A 19,068-nucleotide genomic window follows, 5' to 3' on the forward strand; every position below is an offset into this window, starting at 1 on the left:
CGGTCCGGCGTCAGCCGGAATGCTTGGCGAACGCGGCCAGGGTGACCTGGAACTCCGGCGATTGCAGGAGCGCGACTTGGCCGGCCAACTCGTGGCCCAGCGCGGACTCGAATGCGGCCATCGTGATCGCATCGGAAGCGGCTTTGGTCGTGCGCAGCGCCGACGCGGGCTTGGTCGCGAGCTTGGCCACCACCTCGTCGACCCGGGCGCGCAGCGCCGGCTCGTCCGCGACGACCTCGGTCACCAGACCGGCGTCGAAGGCGGCGGCTGCGCGGAATTTCTCGCCCAGGAGCAGCAGCGCGTTGGCGCGCGCCCGTCCGACCGACGCCGCCACCAACATGCTGGCGCCGCCGTCAGGCATCAGGCCGATGTTGACGAACGGGAACAGGAAGTACGCGCGACTCGTCGCATAGACGAGGTCGGCGCCGAGGGCCAGGGAGGCGCCGATTCCCACGGCCGCCCCGTCGACCGCCGACACCACCGGCACGGGGATCCGCCGCACGGAACGGGCCAGCTCGGAGCCGTTGGCGATGATGCCCTGGGCGCTGGCCTCGTCGACCGAAGCGCCCGCGTCGCCGCTGTTCGCCGCGGCCATGTCGGTGATGTCGGCGCCCGCCGAGAAGCTGCCGCCGACCCCGGTGATCACGACGACGCGGATGTCGTCGCGCTGTGCCCATTCGTCGAGCGCGGCACGGATGGCCAATGAGACCGGACCGCTCAGCGCGTTCATCCGATCCGGGCGGTTGATGGTCAGTCGGGCGATTCCACCGTCGTCGACGGTGGCCAGGAGCTCAGCGGAATCGGTCACGCTCTCGTTCTAGCACAACGTGATAACGCGTGTTGTCACACGACGTCGAAGCCGTCGAGCAGCCACCGGTTGCCGTCGCGCACCAGGGTCGCCCGCACACGCGACTGATACAGGTGCCCGTCGGGAAACTGCTCTGCTATCGCCGGCGAGGTGATCGTCTGATCCAGGGCGACGAGGACCACCGCGCGCTTCCCGGACAGCTCGATGATGCCGGTGGCGGCGGCCTTCCCCTGCGACGAGGCATCCCCGGCGGCGCTGCCCTTGCGGGCCGGGCCGGAGGCCTTGATGTACTGCTCGGCGAATCCCGGGGTGGCGACGGCGTGGATCCGACGATCCAGGTCGCCGAAGTCGTCGACGTTGTAGGTCATCACGTCGGCGACGTATTTGCCGGCCGTGGCCTGCGCATCCTTTCCGAAGGAGGACTGCGGATTCAGCTGTGCCGCCTCGTTGGACGAGCGCACCGCCCAGAACACGACCCCCGCCGCGACGACGGCGAGCACCGCCGACAGCGCGATCAATGCCGGCACGAGCCGGCTGCGGCCGGATGCGCCCCGCGTGGGCGCGGCCACCTTGCCCGGGGTGCGCGCCTTGCGGGCGGCCTCCTCCTGCGCCCGCGCCTTGGCCTCGGCCCGATTCCGACGATTCGCCGCGAGGAAGTCGGCCCCGGCGAGCGGCGAGTCGGTGTCCGCTTCTGCATCCGTCGATGCGGTCTTCTCCGTCGATGCCGTCTGCTCGTCGACGGTCTCGTTCTCGGAATCGGTGGTGCGTCCCATGGCTTAACAGGGTAGGCGACAACCCGGGACTGTCTGACTATCAAATATATGTGATATGAATGACGGAGCTTCCGAACGAAAGGCTCCATCAGACATGGTCGAATTCACCCCAGAACAGCAGTCGTTCGCCCAAGCGGTGCGCGACTTCTGCGCCCGCGAGGTCGGCACCCGCGAGCAGCGCGCCAAGTACACGCAGGACGGTCCGCACAGCGAGGAGCTGTACCGCAAGATGGCCGACCTCGGCTGGGCCGGCATCATCGTCGGCGAGGAATACGGCGGCGCCGGCGCGGGCAACGTCGAACTCTGCATCTTCCTCGAGGAAGCCCTGCACGGCATGGCCCCGGTCGGCGGCATCGGCCCCACCTTCATCACCGCCGCCGCCTACGAGCGCTTCGCCAGCGAGGAACTGAAGAAGGAAGTCCTGGCCAACGTCGTGAAGGGCGACTCGCTGTCCATCGCGATGAGCGAGCCCGAGGCCGGCTCGGATGTCGCGAACCTGTCCTGCAAAGCGGAGAAGGTCGACGGCGGCTGGAAGATCAACGGTCAGAAGACGTGGATCTCCAACGCGGCGATCGCCTCGTCGATCCTGCTGATCGCCCGCACCGAGCGCACCGACAAGAAGCACGAGGGCATCACCCAGTTCCACGTGCCCGCCGGCACCAAGGGCCTGGAGATCGTGCCGATCGAGACCCTCGGCGGTCGCGAGCAGAACGACCTCTACTTCACCGACTGCTTCATCCCCGACGAGTACGTCGTCGGCCAGGTGAACCAGGGCTGGTGGCAGCTGATGGCCGGCCTGAACACCGAGCGTCTGATCCTGGGCGCCATGCAGCTGGGCCTGGCCGAGCGCTCCTTCGACGACACGCTGAAGTTCATCACCGAGCGCAAGCAGTTCGGCAAGCCGGTCGGCACGTTCCAGGCGTTGCGGCACCGCATGGCCGATCACGCCACCGAGATCGCCTGCACCAAGCTGCTCGTGTACGACTTGGCCGCCAAGGCCGACGCCAACCCCACGCAGATGTTCCCGCGGGAGGCGTCGATGGTGAAGCTCAAGTCCACCGAGGTGTCCAAGGCGATGACCATCGACGGGATGCAGATGATGGGCGGCTATGGCTACACCAAGGAGTTCGACGCCGAGGCGCTGATGCGCAGTGCGATCATCTCGACCGTCTACGGCGGTACCAACGAGATCCAGCGCGACATCATCGGCAAGACTTACGGGCTGTGACACCACCCCAGGGCGGCGCACTGCGTCGTCGGCCCCAATTGTCGGAGGAGGTCGCCGGCGCGATCCGACACCGGATCATGACCGGCGACTTCCGCCCCGGCGACCCCATCCGCATGGATGAAACGGCCGCCGAACTCGGGGTCAGCGTCACGCCGGTGCGCGAGGCTCTGCTCACGCTGCGGGGCGAGGGGATGGTGAACCTCGCCCCGCACCGCGGGTACGTCGTGGCCGACCTCTCGCGCACCGACGTCGAGGACATCTTCTGGCTGCAGGGCCAGATCGCGGTGAAGATCGCGCTGCGCACCGCCGACATGGTCTCCCCCGAAGACGTCGAACTGCTCACCGCCTGCAACGAACGGCTGCGCGCGGCGGTGGGTTCCGGCGACGTCGACGAGATCGTCGACGCGGAGTTCGACTTCCACCGCACCCATAACCGCATCTCGGCCAGCGACAAGCTGGCGTGGTTCCTGTTCAACGCGACGCACTACACCCCGCACCGGATCTACGCCGCCGATCCCGACTGGGGTTCGGTGGCCGTCGACAGCCACGCCCGCCTCATCGACGGGTACCGCACCGGCGATCGCGCGCTGATCGTCGAGCAGGTGCAGCGCCAATTCGACGACGGTGCCGCGCGCCTGGTCGCCCGGCTCTCCGCAGCCGGCATCTGGGATCCCGAGCCACGCGGCTGACCAGCGGTTTTGTCCGCGTTCAGGCAATGCGCTAGAGTCAACATCCGGCTCATACGAGCCGATGCCAATCCCCCATAGCTCAATTGGCAGAGCATTCGACTGTTAATCGAACGGTTACTGGTTCGAGTCCAGTTGGGGGAGCTCAGAACCGCCTGCTCGCGCAGGCGGTTTTTTGTCGCCCTGATACGCCTGGTTAGCCGCGCAGGCGGAGGCGACCGCGACCGCAGTCTTGAACAGCAGGGGCCAGGTGGTCACCTGCTGGCCGCGCAACCGGATGGGCTGGAGGCACTGAAATGCGATTCCTGGAGCCATTCACCGAAGACCAGCGTGCACAGATCCGGGCGAGCGTCGCCCGACACGGTGGCGAGTACGAGTTGCTTCGTCTCGAATCCCTGGACAACCCGACGGCCGCCGACGCCGAAGCGATCATCGACCTGCTCGGCAATGACGTGGCGGTCGACGCCGACGGCAACCCCGAGCCGGGCGCCGACTACGTGATCTCGGTCATCGAGGCGGTGACCGAGCACTGGACGTGACGCGGGGATCACGGCGCGGGAACACCGAGGATCACTAGGCTGGTGCGGAGGCGACGAGGAGGAGGCGCGGGCGTGCGTGATCTGTTGCGGCGCGGCATGGACCGAGTGTTCGGAACCCGACCCGCGACGATCGACACCATCGAGCCGGGCAGCATCGTCATCGCCCCGCGCAAGCCGATCGACCTCCGCGACGAGGCGGCGATCACCGAGGTCCTCGACCTGGCACTGCGGATCGGCGCGGTATTGCTCGACGCCGGCACCGGGGCCGTGGACACCCGACACCAGGTGGAATTCGTCGCCAACATCTACGGACTCGAAGACGTCGACGTCGACGTCACCTTCAACACCATCCTGATCTGCGCCCGGCGCGGGAGCACGTTGCCGCCGATCACCGCGTCGCGCACCGTCTACTACCGTTCCCTCGACTTCACCCGGCTCGCCCAGATGGACCGCCTGGTGCGGAAGATCCGACGGCTGTCCATCACCCCCGCCACCGCCCACGGCATCGTCGACGACATCACCGAGGCACCCCACCCCTATCCGCGGTGGGTGGCGACACTCGCCTGGGGGTTGATGGCACTGGGCGTCGGCATCTTCCTCGGCGGCACCTGGGTCGTCTGGCTCACCGCGTTCGCCACGTCGGTCGTCATCATCGAGGTGAACCGACGGCTCAACCGCATCGGTACCCCGCCGTTCTTCCAACAGATGGCCGGCGGATTCCTCGCCGTCCTTCCCGCGGCATTGCTCAACCCGGTGCTGGAGAGCAGCGGCCTGGGTTTTCGGCCGACGCAGATCATCGCGGCGGGCATCATCGTCCTGCTGTCGGGCCTGACCCTGGTCGGCGCGGTACAGGACGCCATCACCGGCGCACCCATCACGGGCACCGCCCGATTCACCGAGGTTGTGGTGATGACCGGCGGCATCATGATCGGGGTCGCCCTCTCGATCCGCTTCGTCGGCCTATTCGACGTCCACCTCCCTGCCCTCACCGCCGTGCCACCGTTCGGGGCCGCCGACGTGCCCGCCCGCGTCGTGGGCGGTGCCATCGCCGCCTTCGCCTTCGCGCTGGCCAGCTACGCCGAGCGCCGGGCACTGCCGGCCGCCTTCGTCGCCGGCGCGATCGGCTCCGGCGTCACGGCCGCACTGATGCTGACCAACCTCGGACCGGTGTTCGGATATGCCGCCGCCGCGACGATCGTCGGCCTCGTCGGCGGTATCGCCGCCCGCCGATCGCTCACTCCGCCGCTGGTCATCGCCGTCGCCGGCATCACGCCGCTGCTGCCCGGCCAGGCGATCTACCGCGGCATGTACGGCCTGATGACCGGCACCGGCGGCACCTCCGCCATGGTCACGGCCTTCATCATCGGGGTCGGGCTGGCCGCCGGAGTAACACTGGGCGAGTTCATCGCCCGCATCCTGCGCCGACCGCGCCTGCCCAACGTCTTCACCGCCTACCGCCGCACCCGTTGATCGGTATCCGAATCCTCTCCGCGCAAGAGCGGCCACTCGTACAGTTGATGACGGCCGGGGAAGCTGCTACCGAGACGGAGTCCCCGCATGCCCGCAACGACCGCCACCCTCATCGCCAGAACCTTCGCGGCCCTCGCCGTCGGCGCGGCCGGAATGGTCCCGCTCACCGTCGCCGCATCGGTGCACGCCTCCCCTCTGCCCGGCGCGACGCAGGCCACGTACTACGAGAACTGCACCGAGGCGCGCAAGGCCGGCGTCACCCCGATCCAGAAGGGTGAGGACGGCTACGCCTCGCACCTCGACCGCGACGGAGACGGTATCGCCTGCGAATGAATCCACACCGTCCGGGCGTAGGCTGCCCCGATGGCCCGCTTCACCATCGACGACATCGACTACGCCCAGAACGGCTCGGGCACGCCGCACGCCATTCCCGAACTCCGGGCACAGCTACCCGTCTCGGCCGATGCCGTGCGCCAGATCGCCGCGAGCGACCGCGACGACTACTACATCGGCGTCCTGGAAAGCCCGGTCAAATACCACCCTGGACCGGACTTCGACTGGAGCCGACCCCAACCCCAACTCACCGGGACCGACGACGACGGCCGCTTCGTCTCCGTTCTCGCCGTCGTCATCGTCGCCCTCATGGCCGGTAGCCAGGTGCACGCCGGAATGCGTGGATTCCCGGTCCAATTGGCCTACATCATCGACAACACCGTCAGCGAAGACACCGAGCTGCAGTTCGCCAAGTGCGACCTGATCGGGTGGGCCATGATCTCCGACGCCACCCCGGCCGCGGATACCTAGGCTTACCCCATGCTCTCGCTGCGCCGCGCCACGGTCGACGACGCCGAGGCGATAGCCGACGTCCACGTCCACTCCTGGCGATCGGGCTATCACGGCCTGCTCCCCCAGACCTTCCTCGACGGGTTGTCCGTCGAGCAGCGCGCCCGGCGCTGGCACGAGATCATCGGCGCGGAGGACTCTTCCACCGTCCAACTCGTCGCGGAGCGCGACGGCGACATCGTCGGATTCACGGCATTCGGCGCCAGTCGCGAGGACGCCGCCGACGGCGAGCTGTGGGCGCTCTACGTCCATCCCGACGCGTGGTCGGCGGGCGTCGGATCAGCGTTGCTCACCGGTGCCGAACAATGCCTCGCCGACGACGGATTCCGCGACGCCTACCTCTGGGTCCTCGACGGCAACGACCGCGCCAATCGGTTCTATCGGCGCCACGGTTGGCGGGCCGACGGCCGGACCCGCGTCGAGCGGCGCCCGGACGTGACGTTGCCCGAACACCGTCGGCACAAACCATTGGGCGGCCACGACTCACCGCGCTAACCTGGTCCGGTGAGCAATCCGCGAATCGAGGAGTCCGGCGCCTTTCGCGCCCGTATCAGTTGACCGCGCCCCGCGCCGATCATGGTGATCGGCCGGATTAGCCTGCCCTCCTCTTCCGGATTTCTCGACGCCCATCGGCGTCGACCTCACCGTTTGGTTCTCCTATGCAACCCCTTTCCCAGACAACCATCCGTTCGGCCTTCCGCGGCGCCACGCGCAGCGAGGTCGCCCGAGTCACCTACCCCGACCTGGCCGACGTCGACTTCGCACGGCTCGAGTTCCTCGGCTGGCGCGACCCCAAGATCCCGCGTCGGGCCTACCTCGTCGTCGACCACGACGACGGGCCGGTGGCACTGTTGCTCACCCGGGCCGAGTCGAAACCGCGGGGGCGCGCGATGTGCTCCTGGTGCTCGGATGTGAACCTGTCCGACGACGCCGTGCTCTACACGGTTCGACGGGCGGGCGCCGCCGGTCGGCGCGGCTGCACTCTCGGGGTCCTGATCTGCGAGAAATTCGGTTGTTCGCGCAATGCGCGGCAGCTGCCCCCGGCCTATCACCGCGGCACCGATCTCGAGCAGATCCGCGACCAGCGCGTGGCCGAATTGCGACGTCGGATCCGCGCCTTCGTCGACGAGGTCCTGACCGACGTCGGCTGAGGCGGCCCGGTACCCTTCTGAGCGGGCCTGGTGCCCGCTGGGGGCGATAGCTCAGTTGGTTAGAGCCGCGGACTCATAATCCGCTGGTCCCGGGTTCGAGCCCCGGTCGCCCCACGTCAGGACCGGAGCAGTTTCATCGTCGTCGGCCATGCGCCGACGAGGGGGTGCGCGTGACCGAGACCTCAAGTGCCACAACGAGTCTGTTCGACGTATTGGCCGAACGGCTCACCCGCCGTCGTCGGGGCGAGGACCACCGCGACGACGGTCGGCGGGTCGTCCTCGTCATCGAGGGCGGCGGGATGCGCGGAACCGTGTCCGGCGGTATGGCCCGCGAGATCCACGAGCTGGGCCTGACACCGCTTTTCGACGCGGTGTACGGCGCCTCGGCGGGCGCGATCAACGCCGCGTGGCTCCTCAGCTCGCGCCCGGAGGGCATCGAGGGATGGCGCGACCCACGGTTCGCGCAGGCGCTCATCGACCCGCGCAACGTGCTGCGCCGACGTCCAATCATCGACGTGGAGCGGCTCATCGAGGACGTCTACGTCAACGACTGGGTACTCCCCTTCGAATCGGTGTTGACCGGCAGCGTCGCGATCCACCCGTTGGCCACCGACGTGGCGACCGGCCAGTCGGTCGACCTCGCCCCGATGATCGACGACGCGGCGGACCTGCGCCTCGCGATCAGGGCGAGTGCGGCGCTGCCCCTCGTCGCGGGTCCACCGATCCGGATCGCCGGACGCCGCTTCTACGACGCCGGGTTGGCCGAATCGGTTCCGTATCGCCGAGCGCTCGCCGACGGCGCGACGCACGCGTTGGTGCTGCGGTCACGGCGCATCCTCGATACGGCCGATCCCTCGGAACCGAGCCGGGGCAACCGGCTGTTCGCCGCGACCGTGCTGCAGTTCACCTCCCCGGCGCTGCGCGCGGCCTACCTCGATCGCGACCGGCGGCTGCAGGAGGACGACGACACGTTGGCCGGCTACGACGCCGAGCCCGAGGCGACCGTCGTCTCGATCCGACCCGCCGACGACAGTCCCCGCGTCAGTCGACTCGAGTCGCGCGGCGAGGTGCTCGAACCGGCCTTCGAGGCGGGACGAGAAGCCGTCCGTCGCCGACTCGCGCACATCGGGTCGGCCACCGGTATACGTTGAGGCCACGTCGTCCACCGACTTAGTGAGGCACCGTGCCGGATCCGTCCACCACCTACATCACCGGGCGAATCGTCCGAACCGACGTCGATGCCGACGACCCGAACGCCTCCGCCGAGGCGATGATCGTCGAGAACGGGTTGATCACCGCCATCGGATCGAGGACCGACGTCGACCAGCCCGCGGGCGCGAAGGTCGTCGACGTCGCCGACGGCTGGATCCTGCCCGGCCTGATCGAGCCGCACGGCCACCCCAGCGTCGCCGCCTTCCAGCTCTGCTACGCCGTGGTCGACATCCGACCGGTCACCCTGTTCACCGCCGACGACGTGTGGGCGGCGATCAAGAAACAAGTCGCCGCCAAGAGCGATCCGAAGGCCGCCGACCGGTGGGTCTTCGCCAACGGCTGGGACCCGCTGCTGCAGAAGGGCCTCACAGCGCCGACGATCGGCGAGCTGGACCGCGTCTGCCCCGACATTCCGCTGCTCATCGTCCACAACTCGGGACACTCGCTGTACTTCAACACGGCCGCGGCGAAGTACGCCAACCTCACCAAAGACACCCCCGATCCCGCGGATGGATCCTTCGGCCGCGACGCGAAGGGCGAGCTGACCGGCGTCGGCTACGAGGTCGGCGCCGTCAAGGCGGTGGCCGGACCGTTCCTCGCGAGCCTGGCCCCGAAGATGCCGCAGCTCATGCTCACCTACCTGCGGGATCTGCGCGGTAAAGGCATCACCACCATCGCCGATCTGGGCTGGATGGCGCAGTTCAACCCGTTGATCCAGGGGCTGCAACAGGCCGCCGGCGGCACGCTGCCGGTCCGCCTGCGCACCTACGAACTCTCCGAACCGGGCGCGAAGGCCTCCGTACCGCTGGACAACGGCGACGACTGGTTCCGCCAGGTAGGGATCAAACTCATCTCCGACGGTTCGCCCTGGGTGGGCAACATCGCCACCTCCTTCCCCTACCTCACCAACGATGCGACGAAGGCGATCGGCCTGGAACCCCATCACATCGGCAAGGCCAACTTCACCAAGGAGCAGATGGTCGCCATCTGCGAGCAGTACGTCGGCGACGGCTGGCAACTCGCCACGCACGCACATGGCGACCTTGCCGTCGACCTCACCCTGGACGCCTACGAAGCGGCGATCACGAAGCACAAACTGACCGATCACCGCTTCCGGGTGGAACACGGCGGCTTGATGACACCGGAGCAGTTCCGGCGCGCACAACGCCTCGGGGTCACCGCGTCGTTATTCGTCGACCACATCACGTACTGGGGTGAAGTCCTCGAAGACGACCTGTTCGGCAAGACTCGCGGCGGCGCCTGGGCGGACGCCGGCGCCGCGTCCGAGGCCGGGATCGCCGTCACCTTCCACAACGACGGCACCGTCACCCCCTGCGAACCGCTGCGGAACATCGCCGTCGCGCAGACGCGGACCTCGCGCCAGGGGCGCAAGCTCTCCGGCGGCACGGGCGTCACCCGCGACATCGCACTCCGCGGCCACACCGCGCACGCGGCGTGGCAGCTCAAGAGCGAGGGTCAGATCGGCCTTCTGAAGGAGGGCAACTACGCCGACCTGACGGTCATCTCCGTCGACCCGCGCACGGCCGCGCCCGAGGACTTGGCCACGGCCCAAGTCCTGGCCACCGCACACGCGGGGGTCCTCACGTCGACGTAGCCCCGTGCGGCATCGGGAACACCGACGCCGCGACGATCGCCATGCCCACCGCTGCCGCAGTCGGGTCCACGACCGGAATGCCGATGGCCTCCTGCAGGAGGTCGCGGGCCGGTGACATGCCTCCCTCGCCCAGCACGATCACGTCGGCGCCGTCCTCGATGAGTTCCCTGGAGACCTCCGCGAGGCGGTCGAGAACCATCTTCGGGTCGATCGCGGTAGTCGGATCCAGCGCGTTCGCCGCGTCTCCGAGATCGATGTTCGCCGGACGTTCGCCCGCGATGCGATGTCCGATGCCCAGCGACTCGTAGTACCTGTGGTGGCGCGCGACGGCCGCGTCCGAAATGCCGATCACGCCGACTTTGTCGCCGAGCGCCAGTGCCGTGTTGATCCCGCACTGGTTGATGCCGAAGACCTTGCGGCCGCCCGCGGCCTTTCGCGCCTCGGCGAGGCCGGGATCGGCGAAGCAGACGACCACGAACACGTCGGTGTCGGGTTTGGACCCGACGAACTCGGTCATCGGCGGACCCACGCTGTCGATGTCCTCCTGGGTCTCCATCAGCTTGGGGCCACCGGGGAGGGTGACGACCTCGATCTCCGGTCCGTCGTCAAAGATCAACGGTTTGATCGAGTAGAGGATCCGCTGACGGATCGGCTCGTTGTCGTCGGCATTCACGACGGTGATCCGCCGTCGGCCGTTTTCGTTCGCCATGAACGCACTGTAGAGGACCGATATGCCCATGCACGCCGGATCGAACCCGGTCTCGCCGGCCGCCTGTATAGGTTGAGACACATCCTGCTCCCGACAGAACGAGGCGACATGACCGCGGACAGTGCGTCCACCACCTACATCACCGGGCGAATCGTCCGGACCGACCTCGACGCCGACGACCCGAACGCCTCGGCCGAGGCGATGATCGTCGAGAACGGGTTGATCACCGCGATCGGATCGAAGGCCGACGTCGACAAGCCCGCGGGCGCGCAGGTCGTCGACGTCGCCGACGGCTGGGTGCTCCCCGGCCTGATCGAGCCGCACGGGCATCCGAGTCTCGCCGCCTTCCAGCTCTGCTACGCCGTGGTCGACATCCGCCCTGTCACCCTGTTCACCGCCGACGACGTGTGGGCGGCGATCAAGAAACAGATCGCCGCCAAGAGCGATCCGAAGGCGGACGACCGGTGGGTGTTCGCCAACGGCTGGGACCCGCTGCTGCAGAAGGGCCTCACGTCGCCGACGATCGACGAACTGGACCGCGTCTGCCCGGATATTCCGCTGCTCATCGTCCACAACTCGGGGCATTCGCTGTACTTCAACAGCGCGGCGGCCGCCTTCGCGAAGATCACCAAGGACACCCCCGATCCGGCCGGCGCCTCCTTCGGCCGCGACGCGAAGGGCGAGCTGACCGGCGTCGCGTTCGAGGCGGGAGCGGTCGAGTTGATCGCCATGCCCTTCCTGGCGACCCTGCAGCCGAAGATGCCGCAGATCATGGGCGACTACCTGAACGGCTTGCGCAAGGTCGGCATCACCACCGTCGGCGATCTGAGTTGGCAGCAGAACCTGAACCCCCTGATCACCGGCCTGCAGCAGGCCGCGGACGGGACATTGCCGGTGCGTCTGCGCACCTATGAGATGTCACGGCCGGGTGCCACCGCGACGGTTCCGCTCAGCAACGGCGACGACTGGTTCCGCCAGGTCGGCGTGAAGATCTGGTGCGACGGCTCGCCGTGGATCGGCAATATCGCCACCTCCTTCCCCTATCTGACGAACGAGGCGACCAAGGCGATCGGCCTGGAGCCCGGCCACATCGGGAAGGCGAACTACACGACCCAGCAGCTGATCGACATCGGGTCGCAGTACGCGGTCGACGGCTGGCAACTGGCCTGCCATTCGCATGGCGATGTCGCGGTCGACAGCACCCTGGACGCCTTCGCGGCGATCATCGACAAGTTCGCCCTCGCCGACCACCGGTTCCGCATCGAGCACTGCGGCCTGATGACCCCGGAACAGTTCAACCGCGCCCACTCCCTGGGCGTCACCACCAGCCTCTTCGTCGACCACATCACCTATTGGGGCGACGTCATCGTCGACGACCTGTTCGGCGCGGACCACGGCGGCGGATGGGCCGACGCGGGGGCCGCGTCGGATGCGGGGATCGCCGTCACCTTCCACAACGACGGCACCGTCACGCCGTGCGAGCCGCTGCGCAACATGGCCGTCGCCCAGACGCGCACCTCGCGGACCGGGCGCCACCTGGACGGCGGCAAGGCGGTCACCCGCGACATCGCGCTGCGCGCGCACACCTCGAACGCGGCCTGGCAGCTGCACAGCGAGAACCAGGTCGGCATCCTCAAACCCGGTAACCACGCCGACCTCACGGTGATCGACCGCGATCCGCGCACCGCCGCGCCGGAGGACCTCGCCACCGCGACGGTCCTCGCGACCGCACACGACGGCGTGCTCAGCGCGGTATAGCGGGCGAGCATCCGCTACCGAATCTCACAACTTCTACCGTTGCTTCGGTAGAAGTTGTGAGATTCGGTAGCGAAAGCGGCACCATCAAAGGCATGAGACCTCTTCTCCCCCTTGCCGCGGCCGTGGCGATCTCCGCTTTTGTCGCGCCGACCGCCCACGCCGTCCCGTCCGTCGGTCCGAATGTCGCCCCGCAGAGCGCCTTCGGCAAGCGCGGCACCGGGTGTACCTACAACATCTCGGTGCTGGTCACCGACCGCCGCGCACCGGTTCAACTCCTGATCGTCGACGACCACCGGCACGTCGTCGACCGTCTCAAGACGACCGACGAACAGCGCGACGACGAGAAGCGCGTCGTCGAGGGCTGGTGGACTCCCCGCCGCACCGGGATGATGAGGGCGGTCGCGGTCCAGAACGGCGTCCGCCGGGCGGGCAAGCCGTTCTCCGTGGGTCCCGGGCTCAACGGCGGGTCGTTCTGCGGCGGCGTCTGAAGCGCCGGGACATTCGTCCCGACCTGGCCATCCGCCAGCCCCACTAACTGACAACGGTCGTATCCAGACACTATCCTCGGGTCATGCCTGCACCCGCGGCCCACCGACCCGAAGCCCCACCCCGGCGGCGCGTCGACATGCCGCTGGTCTACCGCTACCTCGGCGACCGGCGCTTCGCGTACACCCTGCCCCGCGCGCTCTCGCTGCAGATCCTCGATCCCGGCGACGCGGCCAGCCTCGTCCAGCACGTACACGGCGGCCTGTGGGCGCACAAGAGCCGGGCCGTCGGCGAGATGGTGTACATCGCCTACAGCAACCGCGATCTCACCGCGGTGATGCGCACCGCCCACTCACACGTCAAGGGCACCGACAGCAACGGCGAGCGCTACCACTCGCTGAACCCGGAACTGTTCTTCTTCCAGCACGCGACGTATGTCGACACCCTCTTCACGTCGCTCGACGTCTTCCACGGCGGGATCGGACCCGACGAGAAGGACCAGCTCTACCGCGAATGCTGCCGCTGGTACGCCAAGTACGACATCTCCGATCGCGCCCAACCGGCGACCTACGCCGAGTTCGTCGAATACTTCGACGACTACTGCCGGACCCACCTGCAGATGACCCCGGACGCGGCTCGGCTGCGCGAGGAGACGCTGCATCCGCCGACCTGGTATCCGCACAGCGTTCCGCATGCCGCGATCCGGGCGATGCTGCACCCGCGCGCCGCCGAGTTGCTCGACGTCGATGTGACCGCGGCCGACCGCGCGGCCCTGCGTGCCTACGCCGCGTCGACGAATCTCCGCATGGCGATCACCCCGCGCAAGTTCCGTCTCATGTCCTCGGCACGGCACGACCCCGACGCCTGACGCGCCGCGACCGCCCGATCGCCTGATCCCACAACAGGCCCACCCCCGCCGCGACCTGCTTCGGATTGGCGCCCTCCTTGGTCAGCAGCAGATTCGCCGCCGTCGCCGTCGATTTCGACGCCTTCTGAATACTGCCGGAGTCGAACGGCGGCCGCGGGTCGTACTCGATGGCGAGTTGGATCGCCTTCGCACGCTTCTCCGACCCGATCTGCCCCGCCAGCCACAGCGCCAGATCGATTCCGGCGGACACCCCGGCACCCGTGACGACGCCGTCGTGGACGACCCGCTCGTCCGCGACCGGGATCGCGCCGAATCCCCGCAGCAGCGGCACCGTCTGCCAGTGCGAGGTCGCGCGGCGGTCCCGGAGCAGCCCCGCCGCGCCGAGGATCACCGATCCCGCGCAGACCGACGCCGTCCAGCTCGCCGTCGCGCTCGCGTTCTGCAGCCACTCCACCAAGGTTCGATCACGGGCCCGGACCAGCACCGAGGCACTGCCGCCCGGCACCAGGATCACGTCCGGCGCAGGCGTTTCGGCGAGAGTGTGGGTGGCGGCGAGGATCAGCGCACCGGAGTCGGCGGTCACCGGACCCGTCTCGTGCCAGACGAATCGGATGTCCGCGCCGGGCAGCCGGGACAGCACCTCGTACGGCCCGACCACGTCGAGGGCGGTGAATCCCGGATAGATGACCAACGCGATCTGCGTCATCGTTCCCCTTACCTTCGCCCCCGGCGCCGGCCGGCCGGAGGGCAATTTCGCGATTTCGACCCGACCCGGCGTTCATCGTGCTGTCATGGTCGAGAGATACAAACTAACAGTATATGTATCTCTGTTCCAGAGGGGATCGTCGATGGTAGACCGCGAGATCAGTAGAAGAGACGCGTTGAAGGTCGGCGGGGTCGCCGCCGGGGCCGTCGGCGCCTTGGCGCTCGGCACTCCGGCCAGGGCCAAGCCCTGGTCGTGGTCACCGCGGGGGTCGGTGGCCGGCCACGGCGCCGGCGCGGACCCGCGGACCGTCTGGGACCCCGAGGCCGATCCGGTACTCGCCGACGTGCTGGAGCATCACAACGTCAATCGGATCAACGCCGAACTGAGGACGTGGACGCGGAACGGGCAGCCGGTTCCCAAGGGGCTGCCCGGCGAGCTGCGCGACTTCATCGAGTACGCGCGACAACTGCCGGCATGGACCGACCACGCGAAATTGGCCGCGGGATTCGAGTACAACAAGAAGCACGGGACGATCATCTCCGCGCTCTACGCCTTCGCCAGCGGGATGATGGCGACCGTCATCCCGAACGAGGCGCGAGCGGTCTACTACTCGAAGGGCGGACAGTTCTTCAAGGACCGGATCGCCAAGACCGCCAAACTCGGCTACGACATCGGCACCCCGACCGCCTACCAGCCCGACGGCCAGATGATCGTGACCTGTGTGAAGACACGGATGATCCACTCCGCCGTCCGGCACCTGCTCCCCCAGTCGCCGCATTGGCCCAAGGAGCACATCCCGATCAGCCAGGACGACCTGATGGTGACGTGGCACAGCCTCCCGACGACGATCATGCAGAAGCTGACCGAATGGCGGATCCCCACCCCGCATGACGAATCGATGGGCTACCTGCACGGCTGGCAGGTGTGCGGGCACCTGTTGGGGATACGCGACGAGTACATCCCGGCCACGTGGGGCCAGGCGAATGCCCAGGCCAAGCAGGTGCTGAAACCGATCCTGGCGCCCACCCGCGAGGGACGGGCACTGGCCCAAGACCTCCTCTCCCTCGGCGAGCAACTCGATCTGACGCTGTTGAGCAAGCCGATCCTGGGCGCCTTCACCCGCTTCATCCTCGGCGACCGGATCGCCGACTGGATCCGGGTGCCGCGCGAACCGGTGTGGAGCCCGCTCCTGGAGGTCAGCTGGGCACCGTTCGTCGCGGTTCGCTCCGGGGTCCTCGGCGTCGCGCCACCGATGGACAACGCCTATTGGATGTTCGACGAATTCCTGCGCCAATTCGTCCTCTGGTACATGGCCGAGTTGCACATGCCCATCAGCATCGAGATCCCGCAACACAACCGGCATTTCTGAGAGCGAAGGGAGTCGGCGTGGCCCACCACGATTCGAACCTGTCGAGGATCCGACGTTGGTCCGCGATCGCCCTCGCCGCGGCGGGTGTCGGCGTCGCCGGGGTGTCGGCCGCACTGGCCGGTCAGCAGGCGGATGGCACCGACGCGGACACGCCCTATCCCGCGATGACCGCGGACCACCGCGCGCCCACCTGGCGGCCGGTCCCTCCGGTGGTCCCCGCCGCGAGGCACAGGCCGCCGCATTCGGACACCGAGGCGTCATGACCTTCGCCGCGACCGCCGCCCCGCAATCCGCGTCATTCGCGGCACTCGGCACGACCGCGACCATCACCTGCACCGATCAGGTCGAGCTCGCCGCCGCCGTCGAGCACGCGCGGCGGCGATTGACCGAGTTGACCATGGTCGCGTCGCGGTTTCGCCCCGACTCCGAACTCGCGCAGATCAACGCGCGCAGCGCCCGGTGGGCCCACCGCTTCCGGCCCGGGGCACCGCTTCGGATCGAGGTCGGCGACGTACTCGCCGCATGTCTGGGTGCGGCCCTGCGCGCCGAACGCCTCACCCAGGGCCTCGTCTCGGCCCAACTGGGGGCAGACCTCGCCGCCTGCGGTTACGACGACGATCTCCAGGCCGTCTGGGAACGCGACACCGCGCCGCCGGCGCCGCGCGGCATCGGCCGTCGCGCCCCGGGCCCCTTGATGTTCGACCAATTCCGCGCACTGCTGATCCTGCCCGCCGGAATCGCCCTCGACCTCGGGGCCACCGCCAAGGCCTGGGCGGCCGACGTCATCGCCGCCGAACTCGCCACCCGGGGTACGGGCGGCTTCCTGGTGAATCTGGGCGGCGACGTCGCCGCGGCCGGACCCGCACCGGAAGACGGCTGGGTCATCGGCATCCGCGACTGGACCGGGAAGCTGGTGCAGTCGGTCCACTCGACCGGGCATGCGTTCGCGACCTCGTCGGTCATGGTGCGCAGGTGGCGCCACGACGGCGTCGAACAGCACCACATCCTCGATCCGCGCACCGGGCGTCCGGCCCGATCCCGCTGGGCCCAGGTCAGTTGCGCCGGGCCGGACGCGGTCCAGGCCAATGCGGCCTCGACCGCGGCGATCATCCTCGACTCCCAGTCACCGCAGTGGTTGCGGGGCAACCATGTTCCGGCATGCCTCATCGACCATCGCGGACGTCGGACCGTGACCCGCGGCTGGCCGTCGGAGACCGGTGACGCCGGCGGGGACCGTGGATAGCCCCTGGTTGTGGCACATCTCCCGTGCCAGCGGAGTCGTCGGCCTCGTCGTGTTGACGTCGGTGTTCGCGATGGGGGCGGTCCTCGCCACCGATCGGCGGCTGCCCACGGCCGCGGCCGGGTGGGTGGCCGGTCTGCACCGCTACCTCTCACTCGGCGCGATCGTCCTCGTCACCGCGCATGTCTCGACCGCGGCCGTGGACACCTACGTCGATCTGGGGTGGTGGTCGGTGATCGTCCCGTTCACCTCCGGTTACGAGGGCGTCCGGGTGGGGATCGGCACCGTCGCCCTCGACCTGTTGGTCCTCGTGGCCGCGACATCCTGGCTGCGCCCCCGGCTGTCGCACCGGGTCTGGCACGTGGTGCATCGGGCCGCCTACATCCTGGCCGCGGCAGTGGCGGTCCACGCCCTCGCGATGGCGCGGACCGATCAGCCGGCGCTCCTGGCGGTCGGCATCGTCTGCGCGATCACGATGTCGCTCGCCGCCGTGTGGCGGCTCCGGGGGTATCGCCGCGACCGGCGGTCGCAGGCGATGACGACCGCGTGGCGGGAGTGGCGATGACCGCGATGGCAAGGCTGCTACTCAGCGCCGGACTGACCGGTCGCGGCGGCGCCGGATTCCCCACCGGCGTCAAGGTCGCGATGGCACAGAAGCACCGCGCCGACCTGATCGTCAACGCCTGCGACGGCGAGCCCGGGTCCCGCAAGGACGCCTGGGTGATCGCCCACCGGCTGTCGCCGATGATGGGTGCCGCCCGCCAGCTGAGCGGCCGCGTCCGCATCGCGGCCCCGCACGGATCGGCCACCCTCGCTGCCGCGGAGCGCGCCGGTGTCGAGACGATCGGCGTGCCGCACCGCTACGTCTCCTCCGAGGAGTCGTCGCTGGCCAGTCTCGCCGCCGGCGGCCTCGCCCGACCGGTGACGCGGTTCTCCCCGTTGACCAGCGGTGTCGGCGGTCGGCGCCGGATCCCGCCCACGTTGGTCCTCAACGCCGAGACGGTGTGGCGGGCCGCCCAGATCATGGACCGCGGAGTGCGATGGTTCCGGTCCCACGGAACCGATGCGGAGCCCGGTCCGCACCTGGTCACCCTGGGCGCCGGGGTCGCCGCCCCCGGCGTCTACGAGGCCGAGGCGGGATCATCCGTCGACGACGTCGTCGGCCTCGGCGGCGGACCGGTCGGGCCGGTGCTGGCCGTGTGGTTGGGCGGGCTCGGCGGCGGGTTCCTCGGCGCCCACGAGACGCGGACGCCCTGGTCGCGCTCGGGTACGAGGGCATTCGGGTTCGGCCCGGGTGCTGGCGTGGTGAGCCTCGTCGACGCCCGACTCGATCCCTGGGAACTGGTCGCCGACGCCCTCGGGTACGCGGCCGGCGAGACCTCTGGCCAATGCGGACCCTGCCGGTTCGGGGTGCCGGCGCTGCACCGCGACATCCTCGCCGCGCGGCGACATCCCGCCTGGGACTCCGACGACGGACTCGCCCGACGGTTGGACCTGCTGGCCGAGCGGGGAGCCTGCCGGTTCCCGGACGGGATCGCGGGCTTCGTCCGGTCGGCGCTGCGCGTCTTCGGCCCCGTCGACGGGCGGGTCCACCCGTGGCACTAATC

The 19,068-nt window shown here is 68.9% G+C and carries 22 protein-coding genes and 2 tRNA genes; 20 read left to right on the forward strand and 4 right to left on the reverse strand.

Annotation, left to right across the window (positions count from 1 at the left end; all coding sequences use genetic code 11):
- Window positions 1-10: 10 nt before the first annotated feature.
- Together HUN08_RS11090 and HUN08_RS11095 are read right to left on the reverse strand one after the other, a co-directional pair.
- On the reverse strand, window positions 11-808 hold the full coding sequence (locus HUN08_RS11090) for an enoyl-CoA hydratase-related protein (RefSeq protein WP_124247726.1): 798 nt from the start codon (window positions 806-808) through the stop codon (window positions 11-13).
- 35 nt (window positions 809-843) lie between these two features.
- Entirely contained in the window at window positions 844-1,581 is a 738-nt protein-coding gene (locus tag HUN08_RS11095; protein WP_124247725.1) for a hypothetical protein, read from the reverse strand.
- A 94-nt stretch (window positions 1,582-1,675) separates the two neighbouring features.
- On the opposite strand from HUN08_RS11095, the gene HUN08_RS11100 reads away from it, so the two are divergent.
- The 12 genes from HUN08_RS11100 (at window position 1,676) to HUN08_RS11155 (ending at window position 10,325) form a co-directional block, all read left to right on the forward strand.
- On the forward strand, window positions 1,676-2,809 hold the full coding sequence (locus tag HUN08_RS11100) for an acyl-CoA dehydrogenase family protein (RefSeq protein WP_124247724.1): 1,134 nt from the start codon (window positions 1,676-1,678) through the stop codon (window positions 2,807-2,809).
- A gap of 77 nt (window positions 2,810-2,886) precedes the next feature.
- Window positions 2,887-3,498 carry a GntR family transcriptional regulator gene (locus HUN08_RS11105; protein ID WP_301546992.1) on the forward strand — a complete coding sequence of 204 codons (612 nt, stop codon included), beginning with the start codon at window positions 2,887-2,889 and terminating at the stop codon, window positions 3,496-3,498.
- 68 nt (window positions 3,499-3,566) lie between these two features.
- Window positions 3,567-3,639, forward strand: a tRNA-Asn gene (locus tag HUN08_RS11110).
- Between the two features lie 152 nt (window positions 3,640-3,791).
- On the forward strand, window positions 3,792-4,034 hold the full coding sequence (locus tag HUN08_RS11115) for a hypothetical protein (protein WP_124247723.1): 243 nt from the start codon (window positions 3,792-3,794) through the stop codon (window positions 4,032-4,034).
- Between the two features lie 72 nt (window positions 4,035-4,106).
- Window positions 4,107-5,504, forward strand: coding sequence for a threonine/serine exporter ThrE family protein (locus tag HUN08_RS11120; protein WP_124247722.1), 1,398 nt, complete (start codon window positions 4,107-4,109; stop codon window positions 5,502-5,504).
- An 87-nt stretch (window positions 5,505-5,591) separates the two neighbouring features.
- Entirely contained in the window at window positions 5,592-5,837 is a 246-nt protein-coding gene (locus HUN08_RS11125; RefSeq protein WP_301546682.1) for an excalibur calcium-binding domain-containing protein, read from the forward strand.
- A gap of 30 nt (window positions 5,838-5,867) precedes the next feature.
- A complete protein-coding gene (locus HUN08_RS11130; RefSeq protein WP_124247721.1) occupies window positions 5,868-6,308 on the forward strand; it encodes a hypothetical protein in 441 nt (146 codons plus the stop codon).
- A gap of 9 nt (window positions 6,309-6,317) precedes the next feature.
- Window positions 6,318-6,842, forward strand: a complete 525-nt coding sequence (locus HUN08_RS11135) for a GNAT family N-acetyltransferase (protein WP_124247720.1) — start codon at window positions 6,318-6,320, stop codon at window positions 6,840-6,842.
- Between the two features lie 164 nt (window positions 6,843-7,006).
- A complete protein-coding gene (locus HUN08_RS11140) occupies window positions 7,007-7,498 on the forward strand; it encodes an FBP domain-containing protein (RefSeq protein WP_124247719.1) in 492 nt (163 codons plus the stop codon).
- Window positions 7,499-7,538: 40 nt separating this feature from the next.
- Window positions 7,539-7,612, forward strand: a tRNA-Ile gene (locus HUN08_RS11145).
- A gap of 56 nt (window positions 7,613-7,668) precedes the next feature.
- A complete protein-coding gene (locus tag HUN08_RS11150) occupies window positions 7,669-8,649 on the forward strand; it encodes a patatin family protein (RefSeq protein ID WP_124247718.1) in 981 nt (326 codons plus the stop codon).
- Window positions 8,650-8,681: 32 nt separating this feature from the next.
- The gene (locus HUN08_RS11155) at window positions 8,682-10,325 is read left to right on the forward strand and encodes an amidohydrolase (RefSeq protein ID WP_301546683.1); all 1,644 of its coding nucleotides are present in this window, start codon (window positions 8,682-8,684) and stop codon (window positions 10,323-10,325) included.
- Here the strand turns inward: HUN08_RS11155 and HUN08_RS11160 are convergent.
- Complete coding sequence (locus HUN08_RS11160) at window positions 10,312-11,034, reverse strand: aspartate/glutamate racemase family protein (RefSeq protein WP_124247717.1); 723 nt, start codon at window positions 11,032-11,034, stop codon at window positions 10,312-10,314. The genes HUN08_RS11155 and HUN08_RS11160 overlap by 14 nt on opposite strands.
- A 108-nt stretch (window positions 11,035-11,142) precedes the next feature.
- On the opposite strand from HUN08_RS11160, the gene HUN08_RS11165 reads away from it, so the two are divergent.
- The 3 genes from HUN08_RS11165 to HUN08_RS11175 all read left to right on the forward strand — a co-directional run bounded on the left by HUN08_RS11165 (window position 11,143) and on the right by HUN08_RS11175 (window position 14,146).
- Window positions 11,143-12,792 carry an amidohydrolase gene (locus HUN08_RS11165; RefSeq protein ID WP_124247716.1) on the forward strand — a complete coding sequence of 550 codons (1,650 nt, stop codon included), beginning with the start codon at window positions 11,143-11,145 and terminating at the stop codon, window positions 12,790-12,792.
- Between the two features lie 92 nt (window positions 12,793-12,884).
- Window positions 12,885-13,280 carry a hypothetical protein gene (locus HUN08_RS11170; RefSeq protein ID WP_124247715.1) on the forward strand — a complete coding sequence of 132 codons (396 nt, stop codon included), beginning with the start codon at window positions 12,885-12,887 and terminating at the stop codon, window positions 13,278-13,280.
- Window positions 13,281-13,363: 83 nt separating this feature from the next.
- Window positions 13,364-14,146 (forward strand): oxygenase MpaB family protein, encoded by a 783-nt coding sequence (locus HUN08_RS11175; RefSeq protein WP_165353445.1) that lies wholly within the window; start codon window positions 13,364-13,366, stop codon window positions 14,144-14,146.
- Here HUN08_RS11175 and HUN08_RS11180 read toward each other — a convergent pair.
- The gene (locus HUN08_RS11180) at window positions 14,112-14,852 is read right to left on the reverse strand and encodes a DJ-1/PfpI family protein (protein WP_124247714.1); all 741 of its coding nucleotides are present in this window, start codon (window positions 14,850-14,852) and stop codon (window positions 14,112-14,114) included. The two genes, HUN08_RS11175 and HUN08_RS11180, sit on opposite strands and share 35 nt — an antisense overlap.
- A gap of 142 nt (window positions 14,853-14,994) precedes the next feature.
- Between HUN08_RS11180 and HUN08_RS11185 the strand changes: the two genes are divergently transcribed.
- From HUN08_RS11185 to HUN08_RS11205, 5 genes are read left to right on the forward strand one after another with little or no spacing between them, the layout of a single operon-like run.
- A complete protein-coding gene (locus HUN08_RS11185) occupies window positions 14,995-16,221 on the forward strand; it encodes an oxygenase MpaB family protein (RefSeq protein ID WP_124247713.1) in 1,227 nt (408 codons plus the stop codon).
- 17 nt (window positions 16,222-16,238) lie between these two features.
- A complete protein-coding gene (locus tag HUN08_RS11190) occupies window positions 16,239-16,484 on the forward strand; it encodes a hypothetical protein (protein WP_124247712.1) in 246 nt (81 codons plus the stop codon).
- Window positions 16,481-17,464, forward strand: coding sequence for an FAD:protein FMN transferase (locus HUN08_RS11195; protein ID WP_124247711.1), 984 nt, complete (start codon window positions 16,481-16,483; stop codon window positions 17,462-17,464). The genes HUN08_RS11190 and HUN08_RS11195 overlap by 4 nt, the downstream gene beginning before the upstream one ends.
- Complete coding sequence (locus HUN08_RS11200) at window positions 17,457-18,026, forward strand: ferric reductase-like transmembrane domain-containing protein (protein WP_124247710.1); 570 nt, start codon at window positions 17,457-17,459, stop codon at window positions 18,024-18,026. Before HUN08_RS11195 ends, HUN08_RS11200 begins: the two co-directional genes overlap by 8 nt.
- 5 nt (window positions 18,027-18,031) lie before the next feature.
- A complete protein-coding gene (locus HUN08_RS11205) occupies window positions 18,032-19,066 on the forward strand; it encodes an NADH-ubiquinone oxidoreductase-F iron-sulfur binding region domain-containing protein (protein ID WP_301546684.1) in 1,035 nt (344 codons plus the stop codon).
- The last annotated feature ends 2 nt before the right edge of the window (window positions 19,067-19,068 follow it).

It is taken from the genome of Gordonia sp. X0973, assembly GCF_013348785.1.
Taxonomy (GTDB): domain Bacteria; phylum Actinomycetota; class Actinomycetes; order Mycobacteriales; family Mycobacteriaceae; genus Gordonia.